Origin of the sequence: Pseudomonas sp. 10S5, assembly GCF_035019745.1 — a bacterium.
In the GTDB taxonomy this organism is placed as follows: Bacteria; Pseudomonadota; Gammaproteobacteria; order Pseudomonadales; family Pseudomonadaceae; genus Aquipseudomonas.
On sequence record NZ_JASJVL010000033.1, the window covers coordinates 1 to 18174 of the forward strand.

17 protein-coding genes, 1 tRNA gene and 1 pseudogene are annotated in these 18174 nt (G+C 57.0%); 15 read left to right on the forward strand and 4 right to left on the reverse strand.

Annotated features, from left to right (window positions below; all coding sequences use genetic code 11):
* The first annotated feature begins 78 nt into the window (after positions 1-78).
* Both QN378_RS22935 and QN378_RS22940 read left to right on the forward strand, forming a co-directional pair.
* Positions 79-154, forward strand: a tRNA-Gly gene (locus QN378_RS22935).
* A 197-nt stretch (positions 155-351) separates the two neighbouring features.
* Positions 352-1389, forward strand: coding sequence for an NADP(H)-dependent aldo-keto reductase (locus tag QN378_RS22940; protein WP_322204898.1), 1038 nt, complete (start codon positions 352-354; stop codon positions 1387-1389).
* Positions 1390-1451: 62 nt separating this feature from the next.
* On the opposite strand, the gene QN378_RS22945 is transcribed toward QN378_RS22940, so the two are convergent.
* Positions 1452-3035, reverse strand: a complete 1584-nt coding sequence (locus QN378_RS22945; protein WP_323551014.1) for a rhodanese homology domain-containing protein — start codon at positions 3033-3035, stop codon at positions 1452-1454.
* 94 nt (positions 3036-3129) lie between these two features.
* On the opposite strand from QN378_RS22945, the pseudogene QN378_RS22950 reads away from it, so the two are divergent.
* Positions 3130-3289, forward strand: a pseudogene (locus QN378_RS22950) (LysR family transcriptional regulator); the annotation flags it as partial.
* A 182-nt stretch (positions 3290-3471) separates the two neighbouring features.
* Here QN378_RS22950 and QN378_RS22955 read toward each other — a convergent pair.
* Together QN378_RS22955 and QN378_RS22960 are read right to left on the reverse strand one after the other, a co-directional pair.
* Positions 3472-3882: a PA2817 family protein gene (locus tag QN378_RS22955; RefSeq protein ID WP_322165506.1), complete on the reverse strand. Its 411-nt coding sequence runs from the start codon at positions 3880-3882 to the stop codon at positions 3472-3474.
* A gap of 98 nt (positions 3883-3980) precedes the next feature.
* The gene (locus QN378_RS22960) at positions 3981-6428 is read right to left on the reverse strand and encodes an acyl-CoA dehydrogenase (protein ID WP_322204896.1); all 2448 of its coding nucleotides are present in this window, start codon (positions 6426-6428) and stop codon (positions 3981-3983) included.
* A 262-nt stretch (positions 6429-6690) separates the two neighbouring features.
* Between QN378_RS22960 and QN378_RS22965 the strand changes: the two genes are divergently transcribed.
* The 3 genes from QN378_RS22965 to QN378_RS22975 all read left to right on the forward strand — a co-directional run bounded on the left by QN378_RS22965 (position 6691) and on the right by QN378_RS22975 (position 9179).
* The gene (locus QN378_RS22965) at positions 6691-7314 is read left to right on the forward strand and encodes a glutathione S-transferase (RefSeq protein ID WP_322204895.1); all 624 of its coding nucleotides are present in this window, start codon (positions 6691-6693) and stop codon (positions 7312-7314) included.
* A gap of 132 nt (positions 7315-7446) precedes the next feature.
* Positions 7447-8379, forward strand: a complete 933-nt coding sequence (locus QN378_RS22970; RefSeq protein WP_322204894.1) for an ABC transporter ATP-binding protein — start codon at positions 7447-7449, stop codon at positions 8377-8379.
* Positions 8376-9179, forward strand: coding sequence for an ABC transporter permease (locus tag QN378_RS22975; protein WP_322204893.1), 804 nt, complete (start codon positions 8376-8378; stop codon positions 9177-9179). The genes QN378_RS22970 and QN378_RS22975 overlap by 4 nt, the downstream gene beginning before the upstream one ends.
* An 89-nt stretch (positions 9180-9268) precedes the next feature.
* Here the strand turns inward: QN378_RS22975 and QN378_RS22980 are convergent, their stop codons facing one another.
* The gene (locus tag QN378_RS22980) at positions 9269-9784 is read right to left on the reverse strand and encodes a DUF2062 domain-containing protein (RefSeq protein ID WP_322204892.1); all 516 of its coding nucleotides are present in this window, start codon (positions 9782-9784) and stop codon (positions 9269-9271) included.
* A gap of 136 nt (positions 9785-9920) precedes the next feature.
* On the opposite strand from QN378_RS22980, the gene QN378_RS22985 reads away from it, so the two are divergent.
* The 9 genes from QN378_RS22985 (at position 9921) to QN378_RS23025 (ending at position 17941) form a co-directional block, all read left to right on the forward strand.
* Positions 9921-12140, forward strand: a complete 2220-nt coding sequence (locus tag QN378_RS22985) for a DNA internalization-related competence protein ComEC/Rec2 (RefSeq protein ID WP_322204891.1) — start codon at positions 9921-9923, stop codon at positions 12138-12140.
* Positions 12141-12222: 82 nt separating this feature from the next.
* Positions 12223-12861 (forward strand): MotA/TolQ/ExbB proton channel family protein, encoded by a 639-nt coding sequence (locus QN378_RS22990; RefSeq protein ID WP_323551015.1) that lies wholly within the window; start codon positions 12223-12225, stop codon positions 12859-12861.
* Entirely contained in the window at positions 12858-13289 is a 432-nt protein-coding gene (locus tag QN378_RS22995; protein ID WP_322204889.1) for a biopolymer transporter ExbD, read from the forward strand. Before QN378_RS22990 ends, QN378_RS22995 begins: the two co-directional genes overlap by 4 nt.
* Positions 13289-14293, forward strand: coding sequence for a tetraacyldisaccharide 4'-kinase (lpxK, locus tag QN378_RS23000; RefSeq protein WP_322204888.1), 1005 nt, complete (start codon positions 13289-13291; stop codon positions 14291-14293). Before QN378_RS22995 ends, lpxK begins: the two co-directional genes overlap by 1 nt.
* 19 nt (positions 14294-14312) lie before the next feature.
* Positions 14313-14498: a Trm112 family protein gene (locus QN378_RS23005; RefSeq protein WP_322204887.1), complete on the forward strand. Its 186-nt coding sequence runs from the start codon at positions 14313-14315 to the stop codon at positions 14496-14498.
* A complete protein-coding gene (kdsB, locus tag QN378_RS23010) occupies positions 14495-15259 on the forward strand; it encodes a 3-deoxy-manno-octulosonate cytidylyltransferase (RefSeq protein WP_322204886.1) in 765 nt (254 codons plus the stop codon). The genes QN378_RS23005 and kdsB overlap by 4 nt, the downstream gene beginning before the upstream one ends.
* Entirely contained in the window at positions 15259-16278 is a 1020-nt protein-coding gene (gene murB / locus QN378_RS23015) for a UDP-N-acetylmuramate dehydrogenase (RefSeq protein ID WP_322204885.1), read from the forward strand. Before kdsB ends, murB begins: the two co-directional genes overlap by 1 nt.
* A gap of 77 nt (positions 16279-16355) precedes the next feature.
* Positions 16356-17342, forward strand: a complete 987-nt coding sequence (locus QN378_RS23020; protein WP_323551016.1) for an XdhC family protein — start codon at positions 16356-16358, stop codon at positions 17340-17342.
* Entirely contained in the window at positions 17339-17941 is a 603-nt protein-coding gene (locus tag QN378_RS23025; protein WP_322204883.1) for a nucleotidyltransferase family protein, read from the forward strand. The genes QN378_RS23020 and QN378_RS23025 overlap by 4 nt, the downstream gene beginning before the upstream one ends.
* Positions 17942-18174: the final 233 nt, after the last annotated feature.

Below are 18174 nucleotides of genomic sequence, written 5' to 3' on the forward strand. Positions count from 1 at the left end.
TCCCCTTCGTCTAGTGGCCTAGGACACCGCCCTTTCACGGCGGTAACAGGGGTTCGAGTCCCCTAGGGGACGCCATTTGCGGGAATAGCTCAGTTGGTAGAGCACGACCTTGCCAAGGTCGGGGTCGCGAGTTCGAGTCTCGTTTCCCGCTCCATTTGTACAAAAAATGCCGCTCAATGAGCGGCGTTTTTGTGTGTGCGTTATTTGAGTTCTGGAAGCTGGGGTCGAGCGAAAAGCCTTCGGGTCGGAAAAAAGACTGGCGTCGTCGGCCTTGGCAGGTGCTTGATGGTCATCGAAATTCGAGGCCCGACTCAGGGCACTTTTTTATAGTTGAGCCAGACGGAGTCATTGATGGAGTTTCGTTTACTGGGCAAGACCGATCTGACGGTCAGCGCCATCGCGTTGGGCACCATGACCTGGGGCGAGCAAAACACGGCAGAAGAAGCCTTCGCACAAATTCGTCAGTCCAAGGACGCAGGGGTCAATTTTCTCGACACTGCGGAGATGTACCCGGTACCGCCGGGTGGCGAAACCTACGCCGAGACCGAACGCATTATTGGCCAATACTTCCAGAAGTACGGCGACCGTAATGATTGGATTCTGGCTAGCAAAGTCGCCGGCCCTGGTCGCATGGACCACATTCGCGACGGTAACCCACGGCTTGATCGGGTCAACATCATCGCTGCGGTTGAGGCCAGCCTCACGCGTTTGAACACTGATTATCTGGACCTGTACCAATTGCACTGGCCAGACCGAAAAACCAATTTTTTTGGTGTGCTGGGCTACACCCATGATGCGCATGATCAGCCTGTTGAGATCGAAGAAACCTTGTTGGTATTAGACGATTTAGTGAAAGCGGGCAAGATTCGCCATTTTGGTTTGTCTAACGAAACGCCATGGGGCACCCAGCGTTTCCTGCACATGGCGGAAAGTCGTCACCTGCCACGGGCGGTATCGATCCAGAACCCTTACAACTTGCTTAACCGCACCTTCGAAATCGGCCTGGCTGAAATCGCGATACGCGAGCAGATCGGTTTGCTGGCCTATTCGCCTTTGGCGTTTGGCGTGCTGGCGGGCAAGTACCTCAACGGCGCTCGCCCCGCGAAGGGTCGGTTGACGCTGTTTGATCGCTTCCAGCGCTACAACAATCCGCAGGTCGACATTGCCAGCGCGGCTTACGTGGGGCTGGCGCGTGAACACGGCCTGGACCCGGCACAAATGGCATTGGCCTACGTCACCAGCCGACCGTTCGTGACCAGTAACATCATCGGCGCCACCACTTCTGAGCAATTGACCAGCAACTTGGCCAGCGCCGACGTAACTCTGTCCCAAGACGTGCTGGCGGGTATCGAAGCCATCCACGCCCGGCAACCCAACCCGGCGCCGTAATCAACTGCAGCATGACCTTTCGCGCTAGGAGCGCTTCTGACTGCGTAGCGCCTCGGAATCTTCTAGATGACGAAAAACCCGTGGGTACCGTCGCGGGCCAGCTGATCGACCAGACCAAATTCCCAGTCCAGATAGGCTTGCATGGCTTTACGCGGCGCGTCGGTGCCTTCGTAGGGTCGGCGGTAGCGGTCAATGCGCGGCGAAGCCAAATGGCTTTCGCCCGCTTGCACGGGAAAACCGGAGGCGAACCAGGTGGCGTTGCCGCCCGTGAGCAGGAAGACCTGCTTGCCGGTTAACGCCTCGACCTGCGCCACGGCGAGCCGCGCCAGGCGACTGCTGCCGCACGTCAGCACGTAGCGTTGCGCGACGGGAATATTCTCCAGCGCTTGGTTCAGTTGCCCACGCAATACCCACCACGCGCCGGGAATGTGTTGTTTGACGTAGCTGGCACTGGTGGTGAAATCCAGCACTGCCACGTCGCCTTGATCACGCCATTGGGCAAGGGTTTCGGCGCTGATTTCCTCGGCTTGGCGCGGCTCGGGAATGGGGACCTCCCAATCACCTTTCTCACTGAAATCGTTAGGTTGTAAGTCGTCAACGACGAATACCTCCCAACCTAGCTGTGCCAACCAAGAGCCAGACATATTGGCCCGTACGCCGTCGTCGTCGATCAGTACCAGTCGAGCGCCACGCACGCTGGCATAGTGATCAGTTTCTTGCACCAGTTGGCCGCCTGGTGTTGAGCGCGAACCTGGCAGATGGCCTCGGGTAAATTCTTCCGGGGTACGAACGTCGAATAGGTAAGTACTCCGGGCGGGCTCGGTTTGCCAATGAGGTAAATCGGCTCGGGAGGCACGTTTGACCCCGGCCTTGTGTGCAACCTTCAGCGCATCAGCGTTGGCCAGCTCACGAGTGTCTTCGCTCACGGCGGAGAAACGTCGCGCTTGGCCGTGCTCCAGCGTTTGATTGGCCAGCAGCCAGCCAATGGTGCCATTGCGCAACGCCGAGACAATGTTCGGCAGCCCCGCATTCATCAGCGATTGGGTGCCGATAATGCTTCGAGTTCGACCGGCGCAATTGACGATGATTCGGGTGTTGGGGTCCGGCGCCAATTCGCGGGCGCGCAACACTAATTCAGCGCCCGGCACGCTGATGCTGCCGGGAATGCTCATGGTTTGGTATTCGTCATAGCGGCGAGCATCGAGCACCACTACATCAGCTTTGGCGGCGATCAGTGCGAGCACTTCTTCGGCGGCCAACGACGGCGTGTGGCGTTGGCTTTCTACCAGCTCGCCAAAAGCTTTACTAGGCACGTTGACGTCGATGAACAGTTCGCCGCCAGCGTCGCGCCAGCCCTGTAAACCGCCTTCCAGCAATCGCACGTCGTTGTAGCCAAGTTCGTGCAAGCGTTGCAGTGCCATTGCCGCCAAGCCTTCGCCGTTGTCGTACAGCGTTACGGCTGTATTGCGGCGGGGGATGCGCGAGAACACTTCAAGTTCAAGTTTCGACAGTGGAATGTTGGCAGCGAACAGTGGGTGACCCTGAGCGAACGGTGCTTCCTCGCGAACATCCACCAGCGCCAGTTCTTCACGGGCCAGCAGTGCGCGACGGATGTCGGCGAAGGATCGAGAGGGAAGGTTACTCATGGGTGTTGGCCTTCTTTAGACAGATCCCAAATATCAGGGAGAAACGTGGACTTAACCCGGCCGGCTATTATTCGCCGGCTAATGGATTTTGAGCAGGCATCTGCGGGTCAAGTTTCCTGAACTGCACGCCTAAGTGACAACCGGCTGGGGCAGCACTTGATAGGCAGAATTGAAAAGGGTGAGTTGGATGCAGTTGCCGCCTTGTTTCCAGCAGGCAAAATTTTCCCGGAAAAAATGTTGGCGAGTCCATTGGCTAGATGGAGTTGGTGATGGTTTGCTCCATAGCAGCGCTGCAAACTGCTGGACTGTTACTTTGCTGAAGCGCAACGTTCATTACGCTGACCGTTAGCGCCGCGTGATTCAAACATGTTCGCGAGGCGGCTTGCCAGCCAAGGATCTTAGCCAATAAATTCATGCTTATGGGAGTAAGCGTTGATTAGTGCTTACTGTCTTGTATCGACAGCGCCAGCAAAGCTTTCTCCTGATTCCAATCGAACGGTTCTTCGTTTTCTTCGGCTTCGTAGCGGCGCTCTTCCAATGCCTGATACAACTCGATTTCGTCGTCCGGCATGAAGTGCAGGCAGTCACCCGCGAAAAACCACAACAAATCGCGTGGGACCAAATGAGCGATTTGCGGGTAGCGCTGAATTACTTGGCAGAGCATTTCCTGTCCCAGGTATTGGCTCTCGACCGGATCGCGGGGCAGCAGCTCAACCAGCTCGTCGAAGCGCTCCATAAACAGCTCATGGCTTTCTTCGGGAACTTGCTCGGCCTCGCCAAGGGCGACCAGGATACTGCGCAGGTGTGTCAGCAGGTTCAGTTGGTGGGCGAGCGTAGCGTCAGCCATGGTGAAGTCCTCAAAAGCAAAAACGGGCGCGAGAGTATAAACCCTGCGCGCCCGCTGTCCGTAAAAACAAACGGCTAGTTCTAATCATCCGCCCAGCGTTAGCGCGTCTTGCCCTCGGCCAGCGTCAATGCCTCTTTGTCGAAGTCATCGACGTCGATCACCTTGCGCCGCGCGGCTTCGGCGGCCCGCAGTGTTTCGGCTTCCACCGGCTGCAACACGCCTGCATTCAGCGCGGCGTCGATCAACTGTTCGCCGGCCATCGGCTTGACCTGACCGCTTTTCAGCGCGTGGTGCAGCTTCTGTTGCAGCGGCCGGCTGGCGTTGAGCAAATCACATGCGTGCTGCAACGCACCGACCGGATCATCTGCCGATTGCGGGCGGTAGCAGCCGGCGAGCATGGCCTCCAGCGTCGGATCGCCCTTGGCGCGGCCCATGACTTCGGCGACTTGCGCATCGAGTCTGTCCGACGGCCCGGTATGCCGCCGACCGAACGGGAACACCAGCACGCGCAATACACGGCCGAGAATCAAACTTGGAAAATTGTTCAGCAGTTGATCCAGTGCCTGTTCAGATTTACCCAGGCTCTCTTCCATGGCCCAGCGAAACAGCGGGTTTAAATGCTCAGGTGAGTCCAGGTCGTGATAGCGTTTGAGCGCCGCAGATGCGAGATACATATGGCTAAGTACGTCACCGAGACGGGCGGACAGCCGTTCTTTACGTTTCAGTTCGCCTCCCAGCAACATCATGCTCAGGTCGGCGAGCATGGCGAAGGCGGCAGCTTGACGATTAAGCGCCCGGAAGTAACCTTGGCTCAGGCTATTGCCCGGCGCGGTTTCGAGATGACCGAAACCAAGATTGAGCACCAACGTGCTGGCGGCATTGCTTACCGCGAAACCGATGTGCTTCAACAGCAGGCCGTCGAATTCCATGAGCGCGCGGTCTTGGTCTTCGAGACCGGCCAATGCCATTTCTTTGAGCACGAACGGGTGGCAGCGAATTGCGCCTTGGCCGAAGATCATCAAGTTGCGCGAGAGAATATTCGCACCTTCAACCGTAATGAAGATCGGTGCCCCTTGCCAGTTACGGCCCAGGTAATTGTTCGGGCCCATGATGATGCCCTTGCCGCCGTGCACGTCCATGGCGTGGCCAATGCACTCTCGGCCGCGCTCGGTCAGGTGGTATTTCAAAATGGCCGACAACACCGAAGGTTTTTCCCCCAGATCGATGGCATTGGCCGTCAGCATCCGCGCACTGTCCATCAACCACGCGTTGCCGCCGATACGTGCCATAGCTTCTTGAATGCCTTCAAACGCTGAGAGCGGCACGTTGAACTGTTCACGAACCTGTGCGTACTGCCCGGTCACCAAACTGGTGAACTTGGCTGCGCCGGTGCCCACCGCAGGCAACGAGATCGAACGCCCGACAGACAGGCAGTTCATCAACATCATCCAGCCTTTGCCCAGCATCTCTTGGCCGCCGATGAGGAATTCCAGCGGAATAAAGACATTTTTCCCGGAGTTCGGGCCGTTCATGAACGCAGCACCCAGCGGCAAGTGACGGCGACCGATTTCAACACCCGGGGTGTCGGTGGGGATTAGCGCCAGGCTGATGCCTAAATCGTCTTCTTCGCCGAGCAGGTGTTGGGGGTCGAAGGCCTTGAATGCCAGCCCCAGCAGCGTCGCGATCGGGCCGAGGGTGATGTAACGTTTTTCCCAATTCAAGCGCAGGCCGATGACTTCTTCACCTTTCCATTGGCCTTTACAGATAATCCCGGTGTCTGGCATGGCGCCCGCATCGGAGCCGGCCAGTGGGCCAGTCAAGGCGAAGCAGGGGATATCGTCGCCTCGGGCCAGACGCGGCAAGTAATGGTTGCGTTGTTCGTCGGTGCCGTAATGCAGCAACAGTTCGGCGGGGCCGAGGGAGTTGGGCACCATGACGGTGGACGCCAGATCGCCGCTACGGGTCGCCAGCTTCATTGCCACTTGGGAGTGCGCGTAGGCCGAGAAGCCTTTTCCGCCGTACTCCTTGGGAATAATCAGCGCAAAAAAGCCGTGCTGTTTGATATGTGCCCAGGCTTCGGGAGGCAGGTCCAGCGCTTGCCCGATCTGCCAATCGCTGACCATCGCGCACAGTTCTTCGGTGGGGCCATCAATGAAAGCCTGTTCTTCTTCAGTGAATTGCACCTTGGGGTAAGCCAGTAGCTTTTCCCAGTCAGGCCGGCCACTGAACAACTCGCCGTCCCACCAGACGGTCCCGGCATCGATGGCATCGCGCTCGGTTTTCGACATCGGTGGCAGGACTTTCTTGAACCAGGAAAACAACGGCGCGGTGAAGTATTTGCGGCGTAGATCCGGCAGCACCAGGGGCAGCAAGACCGCCAGCCACAGCACCCAAAGGATTGCCATGAGCCAACCATGGGCATGGCTTGAAATGCCCACGGCCAGTAAGTACAGCGCCACGATACCCAGGGCGGGCAGCGGCGCGATACGTCGATGAGCGAGGTATGCGATGCCGACCACCAAAATCAGAATCCACAGCAGCAACATAAATAATTCTCCGTGATGACAGTCAAGAGCTTAGACGGCCTGAGGTGAAGCGGGCGTCAAACAGTGAGCGCATCGGTAGATGGAAAAACGTCGGCAAATAGGCCGGGGATTTCAGCGTCAAATCCGCTATCGATAATGACCCCTGGGCGCGGGTGGAGTTCGGCGCGGTACTTTCAAGGTTGGAGTCGGCAGTGGCTAAGCGTAGAGTGGCGCGCGACGTATTCACTACTTTTTTACCAGCGACCAGCAGGGGTAAAAGGCAATGCTAAAGGTTTGGGGCCGAAAGAACTCTTCCAACGTCCGTAAGGCGCTGTGGTGTGCGGAGGAAGTAGCGGTGCCGTATAAAGCCATTGATGCGGGCGGCGCGTTCGGTATCGTTGATGACCCTCAATTCCGGGCGATGAACCCCAATGGACGGATACCCGTTATTGAAGATGATGGCCTGGTGCTTTGGGAATCAAATGCCATCGTACGTTATCTGGTTGCGCGTTATGCGCCCGGCTCGGCGCTGTGTCCAGCAAGTCCGGCTGAGCGGGCCAGTGCGGACAAGTGGATGGATTGGACGTCTTCGTCGGTGGCTGAACCTTTTAAACCGGTTTTTTGGGGTGTATTGCGTACCCCTGCCGGACAACAGGACTGGACGAAAATCAACGCTGCCATCAAGGCCTGTGCAGAGATTCTGGAAGTGGCCGACGAGGCATTGGCTAAACAACCTTATCTCTCGGGTGAGGCATTCGGTATGGGCGACATTCCGTTAGGCAGCTTTATTTATGCCTGGTTCGAGATGCCGATTGAACGCCCGCCGCTGCCGCATCTCCAAGCCTGGTACGAGCGGTTGAAACAGCGTCCGGCGTACCGCAAGGCCGTCATGACCACGTTGAGTTAATAGTCACTATCAACACGCGGCGCTGTACTTGCACGGCGTTGCCAAGCAACATTGCCGGTACGCCGCAGTTGTAATCAATTGTGTTTGCCCTTACTTATTACTTCTCTTCCTTTCTTGGTGTGTAATCCAGTTATGAGTTCCGCTCTGTCCATCCGGCAGCTAACCAAAACCTACGGCAACGGTTTCAAGGCCTTGAACGGTATCGAACTGGATGTCGCCGAAGGTGACTTTTACGCTTTGCTCGGCCCCAATGGCGCCGGCAAATCCACGACTATCGGTATCATTTCTACTCTGGTGAACAAGACCAGCGGGACCGTGAATATCTTCGGTCATGACCTCGATCGCGACCCCGCTGCGTTGAAACGTTGCATCGGTGTGGTGCCGCAAGAATTCAACTTCAATCAGTTTGAGAAGACCTTCGACATCGTTGTGACCCAAGCCGGTTACTACGGAATTCCACCGAAAATCGCCAAGGAACGCGCCGAGCAGTACCTGACTCAGTTGGGCCTGTGGGACAAGCGCGATGTGCCGTCGCGTGCTTTGTCCGGCGGTATGAAGCGTCGTCTTATGATTGCTCGGGCGTTGATCCATGAGCCACGTCTATTGATTCTCGATGAACCAACTGCGGGCGTGGACATTGAACTGCGTCGCTCGATGTGGACCTTTCTGACAGAGCTGAACGAGAAAGGCATCACCATCATCCTCACTACACATTACTTGGAAGAGGCTGAGCACCTGTGCCGCAACATTGGCATCATCGATCACGGCACCATCGTTCAAAACATGGGCATGAAGCAGTTGTTGAACACGCTGCATGTGGAGACTTTTCTGCTTGACCTGAAGGACTCGCACCAGGCGGCGCCTACGTTGATCGGCTATCCGGCTAAGCTCGTCGACAGTCACACGCTGGAAGTGCAGGTGGATAAAACCATCGGCATTACCGCGTTGTTTGGCCAATTGGCTTTGAAGAACATCGAAGTGCTGAGCCTGCGCAACAAGACCAATCGCCTTGAGGAACTGTTCGTGTCCCTGGTAGAAAAAAATCTGGCGAAGGTGGCGGTATGAGTACTGAACCCCGTATCGAACATGTCTCCGAACTGCGTCCAAACCTGATTGCGCTTAACACCATCGTTTACCGTGAAGTGCGCCGATTCACCCGAATCTGGCCGCAAACGCTGCTTCCGCCAGCGATCACCATGGTTTTGTACTTCGTGATCTTCGGCAATTTGATCGGTAAGCAGATTGGCGGGATGGGTGGCTTCACCTACATGCAGTACATCGTGCCAGGGCTGATCATGATGTCGGTCATCACTAACTCCTATGGCAACGTGGTGTCGAGTTTCTTCGGCAGCAAGTTCCAGCGTTCTATTGAGGAGTTGATGGTCTCGCCGGTCTCACCCCATACAATTTTGATTGGTTTTACGTTGGGCGGAGTGTTGCGGGGCCTGATGGTGGGCGTCATCGTGACCATCTTGTCGATGTTCTTCACCGATCTGCAAGTTCATCACTGGGGCATTACTATCATTGTGGTGGTGCTGACGGCGACGATATTCTCGCTTCTAGGCTTCATTAACGCCGTTTTTGCACGCAATTTTGACGATATCTCGATTATCCCGACATTTGTCCTGACGCCGTTGACGTACTTGGGCGGGGTGTTTTACTCGATCAACTTGCTGCCGCCGTTCTGGCAGACCGTGTCCATGGCTAATCCGGTGCTGCATATGGTCAACGCCTTCCGCTATGGCATCCTTGGTGTGTCTGATATCCGTATCAGCGTGGCTATGAGCTTTATGGTCATCGCAACCATCGTGCTGTACTGGGGCTGCGTGCGGTTGTTAGTCAGTGGCCGTGGGATGCGGCAGTAGATAAAACCGCTTTCGCCAACAGGACGGTATCTACAGCGTGACTCTGTAGGGCCACCTTGTTGGCGATGCAGGCAACACAGCCCATCGGATCACCCCCGCTTCTCCTTCCTTTGTCTCCAGCGCCTACCCACCCACCAGCGCCAGTACATCTGCGTCAGTCCAAACCCCAGCGCGCCAAGCACCAAACCCGCCACCACCGATCCCAACAGAAACGGCTGCCACAATGTAGAGAGTTGTCCGCTGATCCAGTTCCAGGTCAATTCGTCCGGGAAATGGCGCGGGGGCAGTTGCATCAGCCACGATCCGATTTTGTACGTGCAATAAAACACCGGCGGCATGGTGATCGGGTTGGTTAGCCACACCAAGCTGACCCCGATAGGTAAGTTGCCGCGCACGACAATGGCCAATGCTGCGGCCAGCAGCATTTGAAACGGGATTGGCATTAACGCAGCGAAAAAACCTAGCCCCACGGCGCGGGATACAGAGTGCCGATTGAGGTGCCACAGGTTCGGATCGTGCAGGAAACGCCCAAAAAAGCGTAAGGATTTGTGTTCCCGAATGCGCGTCGGGTCCGGCAAGAAGCGTTTGATCAGGCGTCGCGGCATATGGTTTCCCGTCCCAATGTTGGGGGTCAGTATGCATAGATTCCGCTCACATCTAATTTAGACTTTGTGACAATTAATAAAGCAGCGCCTGGCTAAGTGGGCTAATTCAAAGGCCTGACTCTTAAAAGGCATAACTATGCGCACAGGAATGGTGGCGCTCGCGCTGGGACTTCTAGCTGTTCGTTTTTTACCGGTACTACCGCCGACGTGGTTGTTGTGCTTGATGCCGGTCATTGCGCTGACGCTGTTACCTTTTCGTACTTATCCACTGGCGTTTTTTCTGTTTGGTTTCAGTTGGGCGTGTATCTCTGCTCAGTCTGCACTCAATGATCGGTTACCCATTCACCTCGATGGCCAAACGTTATGGCTGCAAGGCAAGGTGGTGGGGCTGCCGCAGCAATCGGTCAGTGGCGTGGTGAGGTTTCAATTGAACGGGGCGCAATCACGGCGCAGTGAGTTGCCGCAACGCATGCGGCTGTCATGGTACGGCGGGCCGCCGGTGCGCAGCGGTGAATACTGGCGCTTGGCGGTTAAGCTCAAGCGTCCGGCGGGGTTGGTCAATCCTGATTCGTTCGACTATGAAGCCTGGCTTCTTACGCAGCGTATTGGCGCGACGGGCTCGGTAGCCGACGGTCAACGCATCGCCCCCGCGACTTCAGCTTGGCGCGATGCGCTGCGTCAGCGCGTACTGGCCGTCGATGCCCAGGGTCGAGAAGGGGGGCTAGCAGCCTTGGTATTAGGCGACGACTCCGGGTTGAGCACCGTCGATTGGCAAGTCTTACAAGACACCGGTACCGTCCATTTGCTGGTGATCTCGGGTCAGCATATCGGCTTGTTGGCCGGGTTAATCTACGCGCTGGTTGCCGGGTTGGCTCGTTGGGGATTGTGGCCGCGTCGTCTGCCCTGGCTGCCTTGGGCCTGTGGGTTGGCGTTTGCTGCAGCGCTCGGGTATGGCTTGCTCGCCGGTTTCGAGGTTCCGGTGCGCCGCGCCTGCACGATGATCGGTATGGTATTACTTTGGCGGTTGCGCTTTCGCCACTTGGGCGTGGGATGGCCGTTGCTGTTGTCGCTTAACGCAGTGTTGTTGTTCGAACCACTGGTCAGTCTGCAGCCAGGCTTTTGGTTGTCGTTTGCAGCCGTGGGGATATTGATTCTAGTGTTCAGCGGTCGTTTGGGCGCATGGAGCTGGTTGCAGAGTTGGACCCGCGCACAATGGCTGATCGCGATTGGATTGCTGCCAGTGTTATTGGCGTTGAACCTTCCGGTGAGCCTCAGTGGGCCTCTGGCCAATTTATTCGCGGTGCCATGGATCAGTGTCGTGGTGTTGCCGCTGGCATTGCTCGGCACGCTGTTGTTGCCGATACCTGCGATGGGTGAAGGCCTGTTGTGGCTGGCAGGCGGGCTGTTAGAGTGGCTGTTTCAAGGTCTGGCGCTGGTCAGCGGATGGTGGCCGGCCTGGACAAGCAGCGCCGTACCTTGGTGGGCGTGGTGGTTAAGCCTGTTGGGGGGCATTTTATTGTTGCTGCCCAGCGGCATGCCGCTACGTCTGTTGGGCTGGCCGTTGTTGCTGATGTGCGTGTTTCCTCCGCTAAAGGCGGTGCCGCACGGCGAGGTCGAGGTGTTGCAACTGGATGTAGGACAAGGGCTGGCGGTGTTACTACGCACGCGTGGACACACGCTGTTATTCGATGCCGGTCCACGCTTCGGGGATTTTGATATCGGCCAGCGGGTAGTGTTGCCCGCCATACGCAAGACCGGAGTTCGCCATCTGGACGTTATGCTACTTAGCCATGCCCACGCCGATCACACCGGCGGCGCCATGGCGGTCTACGAGGGTTTGCCCGTTGCTCGTGTGCTCAGCGGTGAAGCGAGCGAACTATCTGCGGCGTTGAATGCGCAATTTTGCGAAAGCGGTGCGCACTGGGAATGGGACGGCGTGCAGTTCACAACCTGGCGGTGGGAGGCGGCGACAGAAAGTAACCCCGCGTCCTGTGTGTTGATGGTTGACGCGAATGGCGAGCGCTTGCTGCTGACCGGCGATATCGATGCCGCCGCCGAGCGCGTGCTGATCGATAGCGATTTTGATCTTCGCGCGCGCTGGTTACAGGCACCCCACCACGGTAGCCGAAGCTCTTCCTCGATGGTATTTCTCAAGGCCGTCAAACCGGAGGGTGTGTTGATTTCGAGGGGTCGCAATAACGCCTTTGGACATCCGCACCCTCGGGTCATGGCGCGTTTTGATGCGTTGTCGATACAGCCTTATGACAGTGCGGACCGTGGCGCCATTTATCTGCAATTGGGGCGATACAATCAGCCGCAGGCGGAACGCGGCCGGCGGCGTTTCTGGCGAGATTGAGCGGTGTGCTTACTCATCGCAGGGTTCGGTGTGCGGGCGGCCCTATGTTAGAGTGGCGCCACTTTTTCAGGGGGTCGCTACTGTGTGGGAACTGGTCAAATCAGGCGGTTGGATGATGCTGCCGATCATTCTGAGTTCCATCGTGGCTGTCGCGATCATTATCGAGCGGCTCTGGACCTTGCGTGCCAGCCGCATAACCCCGCCACACCTGCTTGGTCAAGTCTGGCGCTGGATCAAAGACAAGCAACTTAACAAAGAAAAACTCCGGGAGCTGCGCGCTGACTCACCGCTGGGGGAAATTCTCGCGGCCGGTTTGGCCAACTCGCGCCACGGTCGCGAGATTATGAAAGAGTGCATCGAAGAGGCCGCTGCACGGGTCATTCATGACCTCGAACGCTATTTGAGCGCTTTGGGTACTATTGCGGCCATGGCGCCGTTGCTTGGTCTGCTGGGCACAGTGCTTGGGATGATCGATATATTTGGCTCGTTCATGAACTCAGGCATGACCACCAATGCTGCGATTCTCGCAGGCGGTATTTCCAAAGCATTGATCTGCACCGCTTCGGGCCTGATGGTCGGGATCCCGGCGATTTTCTTTCATCGTTTCCTGCAAAGCCGGGTCGACGAACTGGTTGTGGGCATGGAGCAGGAAGCGATCAAGTTGGTGGAGGTGGTGCAAGGCGACCGTGATGTCGATTTGGCTGAGGGCAAGAAAAAGTGAAATTTCGTCGCCGCCGGCCGCGGGAGAACATCGACATCAACCTGGTTTCATTGATAGATGTGGTGTTCATTCTGCTGTTGTTCTTTGTTGTGACGACCACTTTCACGCGGGAAACCCAATTACGGGTAGAACTGCCGCAAGCGGTGACCGGTACCCCGGAGGAGAACTCCGAACTCAAGCATCTGGACATTGCGATCAGTGCCGACGGCATTTATTCGTTGAATAACCAGCTACTGCCGAAAAATGATTTGCCGTCATTGATCGAAGCGCTACAAAAGGAATCGTCAGGCAACACCACGTTGCCGCTGTCGATCAGTGCCGACGGCAAAACCCCTCATCAAGCTGTGATCACGGCCATGGATGCGGCGGGCAAGCTGGGTTTCAGCCACCTGCGCATGACCACGGTCGAGGCGCCAACGGTGAACTGATGGCCCTGACCGATCGTTTACTCGACGCCTGGTACCACGGCCATCCTGCGCTCAGGTTGCTGCGCCCGCTGGAATGGCTTTATCGGCGGACGGTGAACGGCAAGCGTGCGCGATTCCTCGCCGGTGAGGGTGCCATTTACCGGGCACCGGTTCCGGTGCTGGTGGTGGGTAATATCACGGTGGGTGGCACCGGCAAAACGCCGATGATTCTCTGGATGATCGAACACTGTCGGCGTCGTGGTCTGCGCGTGGGGGTGGTCAGCCGGGGTTACGGAGCCAAACCGCCGAGTTTGCCGTGGCGCGTAACAGCCGATCAAAGCCCGCAAGAAGCCGGTGATGAACCCCTGCTGATCGTGCAGCGCAGCGGTGCACCTTTGATGATCGATCCTGATCGCGGCAGTGCGGTGCGCGCATTGCTCGCTTGCGAACCGCTTGACCTGATTTTATCCGACGACGGCTTGCAGCATTACCGCTTGGCCCGGGACCTGGAGTTGGTACTGATTGATGCGGCTCGCGGTTTGGGTAATCGACGCTGTCTTCCTGCCGGTCCGTTGCGTGAGCCCGTGGAGCGCCTTGATAGTATTGACGCGCTGCTTTACAACGGCGCCACCGACGACCGTAAAGACGGATTTGGCTTTGTGCTCAAGCCCACTACGCTGATCAATCTGCGCAGTGGCCAGCGGCAATCGTTGGACCATTTTCCTGCTGGGCAAGCGCTGCACGCAGTGGCTGGCATCGGCAACCCGCAACGTTTCTTCAACACCCTCGAAGGGCTACACTGGCGCCCGGTGCCTCACGCGTTTGCTGACCATGCGGTCTACAGCGCCAAAGCGTTGAGCTTTACGCCGGCACTGCCGCTGATCATGACCGAGAAGGATGCCGTGAAATGTCGGGCTTTCGCCGCCGATGATTGGTGGTACCTGGCGGTGGATGCCGAACCATCGGCAGCGTTCATTGACTGGTTCGACGCGCAATTGCAGCGCCTTTTACCCCCTTTGCCATAACTGCATCTCAGGACTTCTTATGGACACCAAATTGCTCGACATCCTCGCTTGCCCAATCTGCAAAGGACCGCTCAAGCTCAGCGCTGACAAAACCGAGCTGATCAGCAAAGGTGCTGGCCTGGCTTATCCGATTCGTGATGGCATTCCAGTAATGCTGGAAAGCGAAGCGCGGACCTTAACCACCGATGAGCGTTTGGAAAAATGACGGTTGTGTTCACTGTGGTCATCCCGGCACGTTACGGCTCGAGCCGTTTTCCCGGTAAACCATTAAAGCTGATTGCTGGCAAACCGATGATCCAGCACGTTTGGGAGCAGGCGTTAAAAAGTAGTGCCGATCACGTCGTGATTGCGACCGACGATACGCGCATCGTCGACGCTTGCCGGGTGTTCGGTGCCGAAGTTTTGCTGACCCGTGACGACCATAATTCTGGCACTGACCGATTGGCAGAAGTTGCCGCTCAATTAGGCTTGGCAGCCGATGCCATTGTGGTCAATGTGCAGGGCGATGAACCGATGATCCCGCCTGCAGTGATTGATCAGGTGGCGGCCAATCTGGCGGCACATCCAGAGGCGCGGATGTCGACCTTGGCTGAAGCCCTCAATGACATAGGAGCCTTGTTTAATCCCAACGTGGTCAAAGTCGTGGCTGATATCAACGGATTGGCACTGACCTTTAGTCGCGCACCCTTGCCGTGGGCGCGTGACGCCTTGGCCAATGACCGAGATCAGTTGCCAGCGGGCGTGCCTTATCGCAGACACATAGGAATCTACGCTTATCGTGCTGGCTTCTTGCACGATTTCGTCAGCTGGGGACCGTGCTGGCTGGAGGACACCGAAAATCTGGAGCAATTGCGTGCGTTATGGCATGGGGTGCGGATTCACGTTGCCGATGCACTTGAAGCGCCGCCAGCCGGTGTCGACACCGCTGAAGACCTTGAGCGCGTGCGCCGCTTGCTGGAGATCTGATGACGTTACAAGTGCGGGCCGGGGTTTCTCTCAAACCGTTCAATACCCTCGGTGTGGAGGTACACGCCAAGGTGTTTGCTGAAGCCCATGACGACGACGAAATTCGTCAGGCGCTGGCATATTCGGCTGAGCACGCGCTGCCACTTTTGGTGATCGGTGGCGGCAGTAATGTGCTGCTTACCGCAGATGTTCAGGCACTTGTTCTGCGCCTGGTCACTCGCGGAATTCGGATTCTCAGAGACGAGGGTGAGCGGGTCATTATTGAAGCCGAGGCCGGTGAAGGCTGGCATGCATTTGTAATGTCTACGCTTGAGCAAGGTTTGTCCGGTCTGGAAAACCTTAGCTTGATCCCTGGCACTGTCGGCGCTGCGCCGATGCAAAACATTGGTGCCTACGGGGTCGAAATTAAGGACGTTTTCCACAGCCTGACTGCGCTGGACCGACAGTCCGGCGAGTTGCGTGACTTCACCCTCAACGATTGCGCCTTCGCATACCGCGACAGCGTGTTCAAGCACAACCCGGATCGTTGGCTGATTTTGCGCGTGCGGTTCGTTCTTAGCCGTGCCGCACATTTGCACCTTGAGTACGGACCGGTGCGCCAGCGCCTTGACGAACACGGTATCAGCCAGCCGACCCCCAAGGATGTCAGCTTGGCAATTTGCGCGATTCGTCGTGAAAAACTTCCGGACCCCGCCGTGCTAGGTAATGCCGGCAGTTTCTTCAAAAATCCGTTGGTGGCGGCTTCGTTGGCCGCCGACTTGAAGCGCGAACATCCCGGGCTGGTCGGTTATCCACAGGCTGACGGTCAGGTGAAACTGGCGGCAGGCTGGTTGATCGAGGAGGCTGGGTGGAAGGGTTTTCGCGATGGCGACGCGGGTGTGCATCGCTTGCAATCGTTGGTGTTGGTCAACTATGGCGCTGCCACCGGCCTGCAGTTGCTGGACCTCGCGCAACGTATCCAAACTGACATTGCTCGGCGCTACAACGTAAAACTCGACATGGAGCCAAACCTTTATTGAGATTGGTCTGACTTTTTCGGTTTATTCTGCTGTCTCACGTGTTCGTATACCTTGCAATCAAAACAGGCGAACCTGTGATGGATAGCGTTGATTTGAATGTCTTGCGCAGTGTGCTTGACTGGCGCCGCGCCGGTCAGCGCGTGGTTTTATACAGCGTGGTACAAACCTGGGGCAGCGCCCCTCGGCCGCCTGGCGCGATGTTGGCGCTGCGCGAAGACGGCATGGTGATTGGTTCGGTATCCGGTGGTTGCATTGAGGACGACCTGATTTCGCGTTTGCAGGACGGTCGTCTGCAGGCCTGCGACGAGGTGCAACTGGTGACGTATGGCGTGACCCTTGAGGAAGCTGCGCGTTTCGGTTTGCCGTGCGGTGGCACCCTGCGCCTGACCCAAGAATGGGTCAGGGATGAGCAGTGGGTTGCTGATTTGCTGCAGCGTTGCGAAGACCACCAAATCGTGGCCCGAGAGCTGGATTTGAAGTCCGGTGCAGTGACTTTGCATCCAGCCAATCGGACCGATCAAGTCAGTTTTGATGGGCAAACGCTGCGCACTATTTATGGTCCACGTTGGCGATTACTACTGATCGGCGCCGGGCAGCTGTCGCGTTATGTGACTGAAATGGCTCATCTGTTGGATTTCGAAGTGTTGATCTGTGATCCGCGCAAAGAATTTGCTTACGGTTGGGAAGACCAAAAAGCGCGGTTCGTGCCTGGAATGCCAGACGACGCGGTGCTGACCATCGAAACCGATGAACGCACGGCCATCGTCGCGTTAACCCATGATCCGCGTCTGGACGACATGGCGCTGCTAACGGCGCTCAGTTCCAAGGCGTTTTATATCGGCGCCTTAGGGTCGCGGATCAACAGCCAGAAGCGTCGGAAAAATCTGGCGCAACTGGGTTTAAGTGCGCAGTCCATCCAGCGCTTGCACGGGCCGATTGGTCTGCATATTGGTAGCCACACCCCCGCAGAAATTGCACTGTCGCTAATGGCCGAGATCGTGACGATCAAAAACGGCATCGCGCTGAAGCAGAAAAAGCCGCTGATCGCCGAGATTGAGCATTGAGTGCGTCATTATGTGCGGTGGTACTTGCCGCAGGGCAGGGCAGCCGCTATCGGGCGATTGCGGGTGCCGATAAGGACAAGCTATTAGCGCCTTGCCTCGGACACGACGGGGTAGTGCGGCCGGTACTTGAACAGGTGCTGATTAATCTTCAGTTGGCGATGGGTGCTGAGGATAAGAGAGTGTTGCTGACCCGGCCTGATCGCCTTGAAGTCATTGAACTCGGGAGACGTTACGGCTGCGAGATTGAGTTGCTGGATTCCCCCGGAATGGGTGAAAGCATCGCCGCAGCCGTTTCGGCTTGGCCTGACCATCGTGGTTGGTTGGTGGTGTTGGGCGATATGCCGTTTATCCTGCCTGAAACCCTGACTCGGCTGATTGACTCCGTAGAAGATGGAATGATCAGTGTGCCCGTCAACGACAACGCGTTCGGCCATCCTGTGGCGTTCGGTAAACGGTTTTGCATGGCGTTAATGGCCTTGTCCGGAGAGCGGGGTGCCAAGTGTTTGTTTCAAGCTGGGCTAATGCGGGAAATAGCGGTTGATGATCCGGGGGTGCTTTGGGACGTCGATACGCCACCGGCGTTGGCGTTTAACCCCTAAATATCTGTAAGAGTACCCCGGCGTCTCCGGGACTGCGCTGTCGCGCAGCAAACGGGGCATGAGCTCACTTTCATCTCGGTGAGATTGAAACTGTTCGCGAAGCTGACGGGCTAAGCCTGATCCACGACAGCGTTAAAAAATGTCGAGAACAAGTTGGCTCCCACAGTATGAACTGCGCCCCAAATGTTGGACAGTGATTGAATAAGCTACGCGGCCTGAGTTCTGTATGCCAC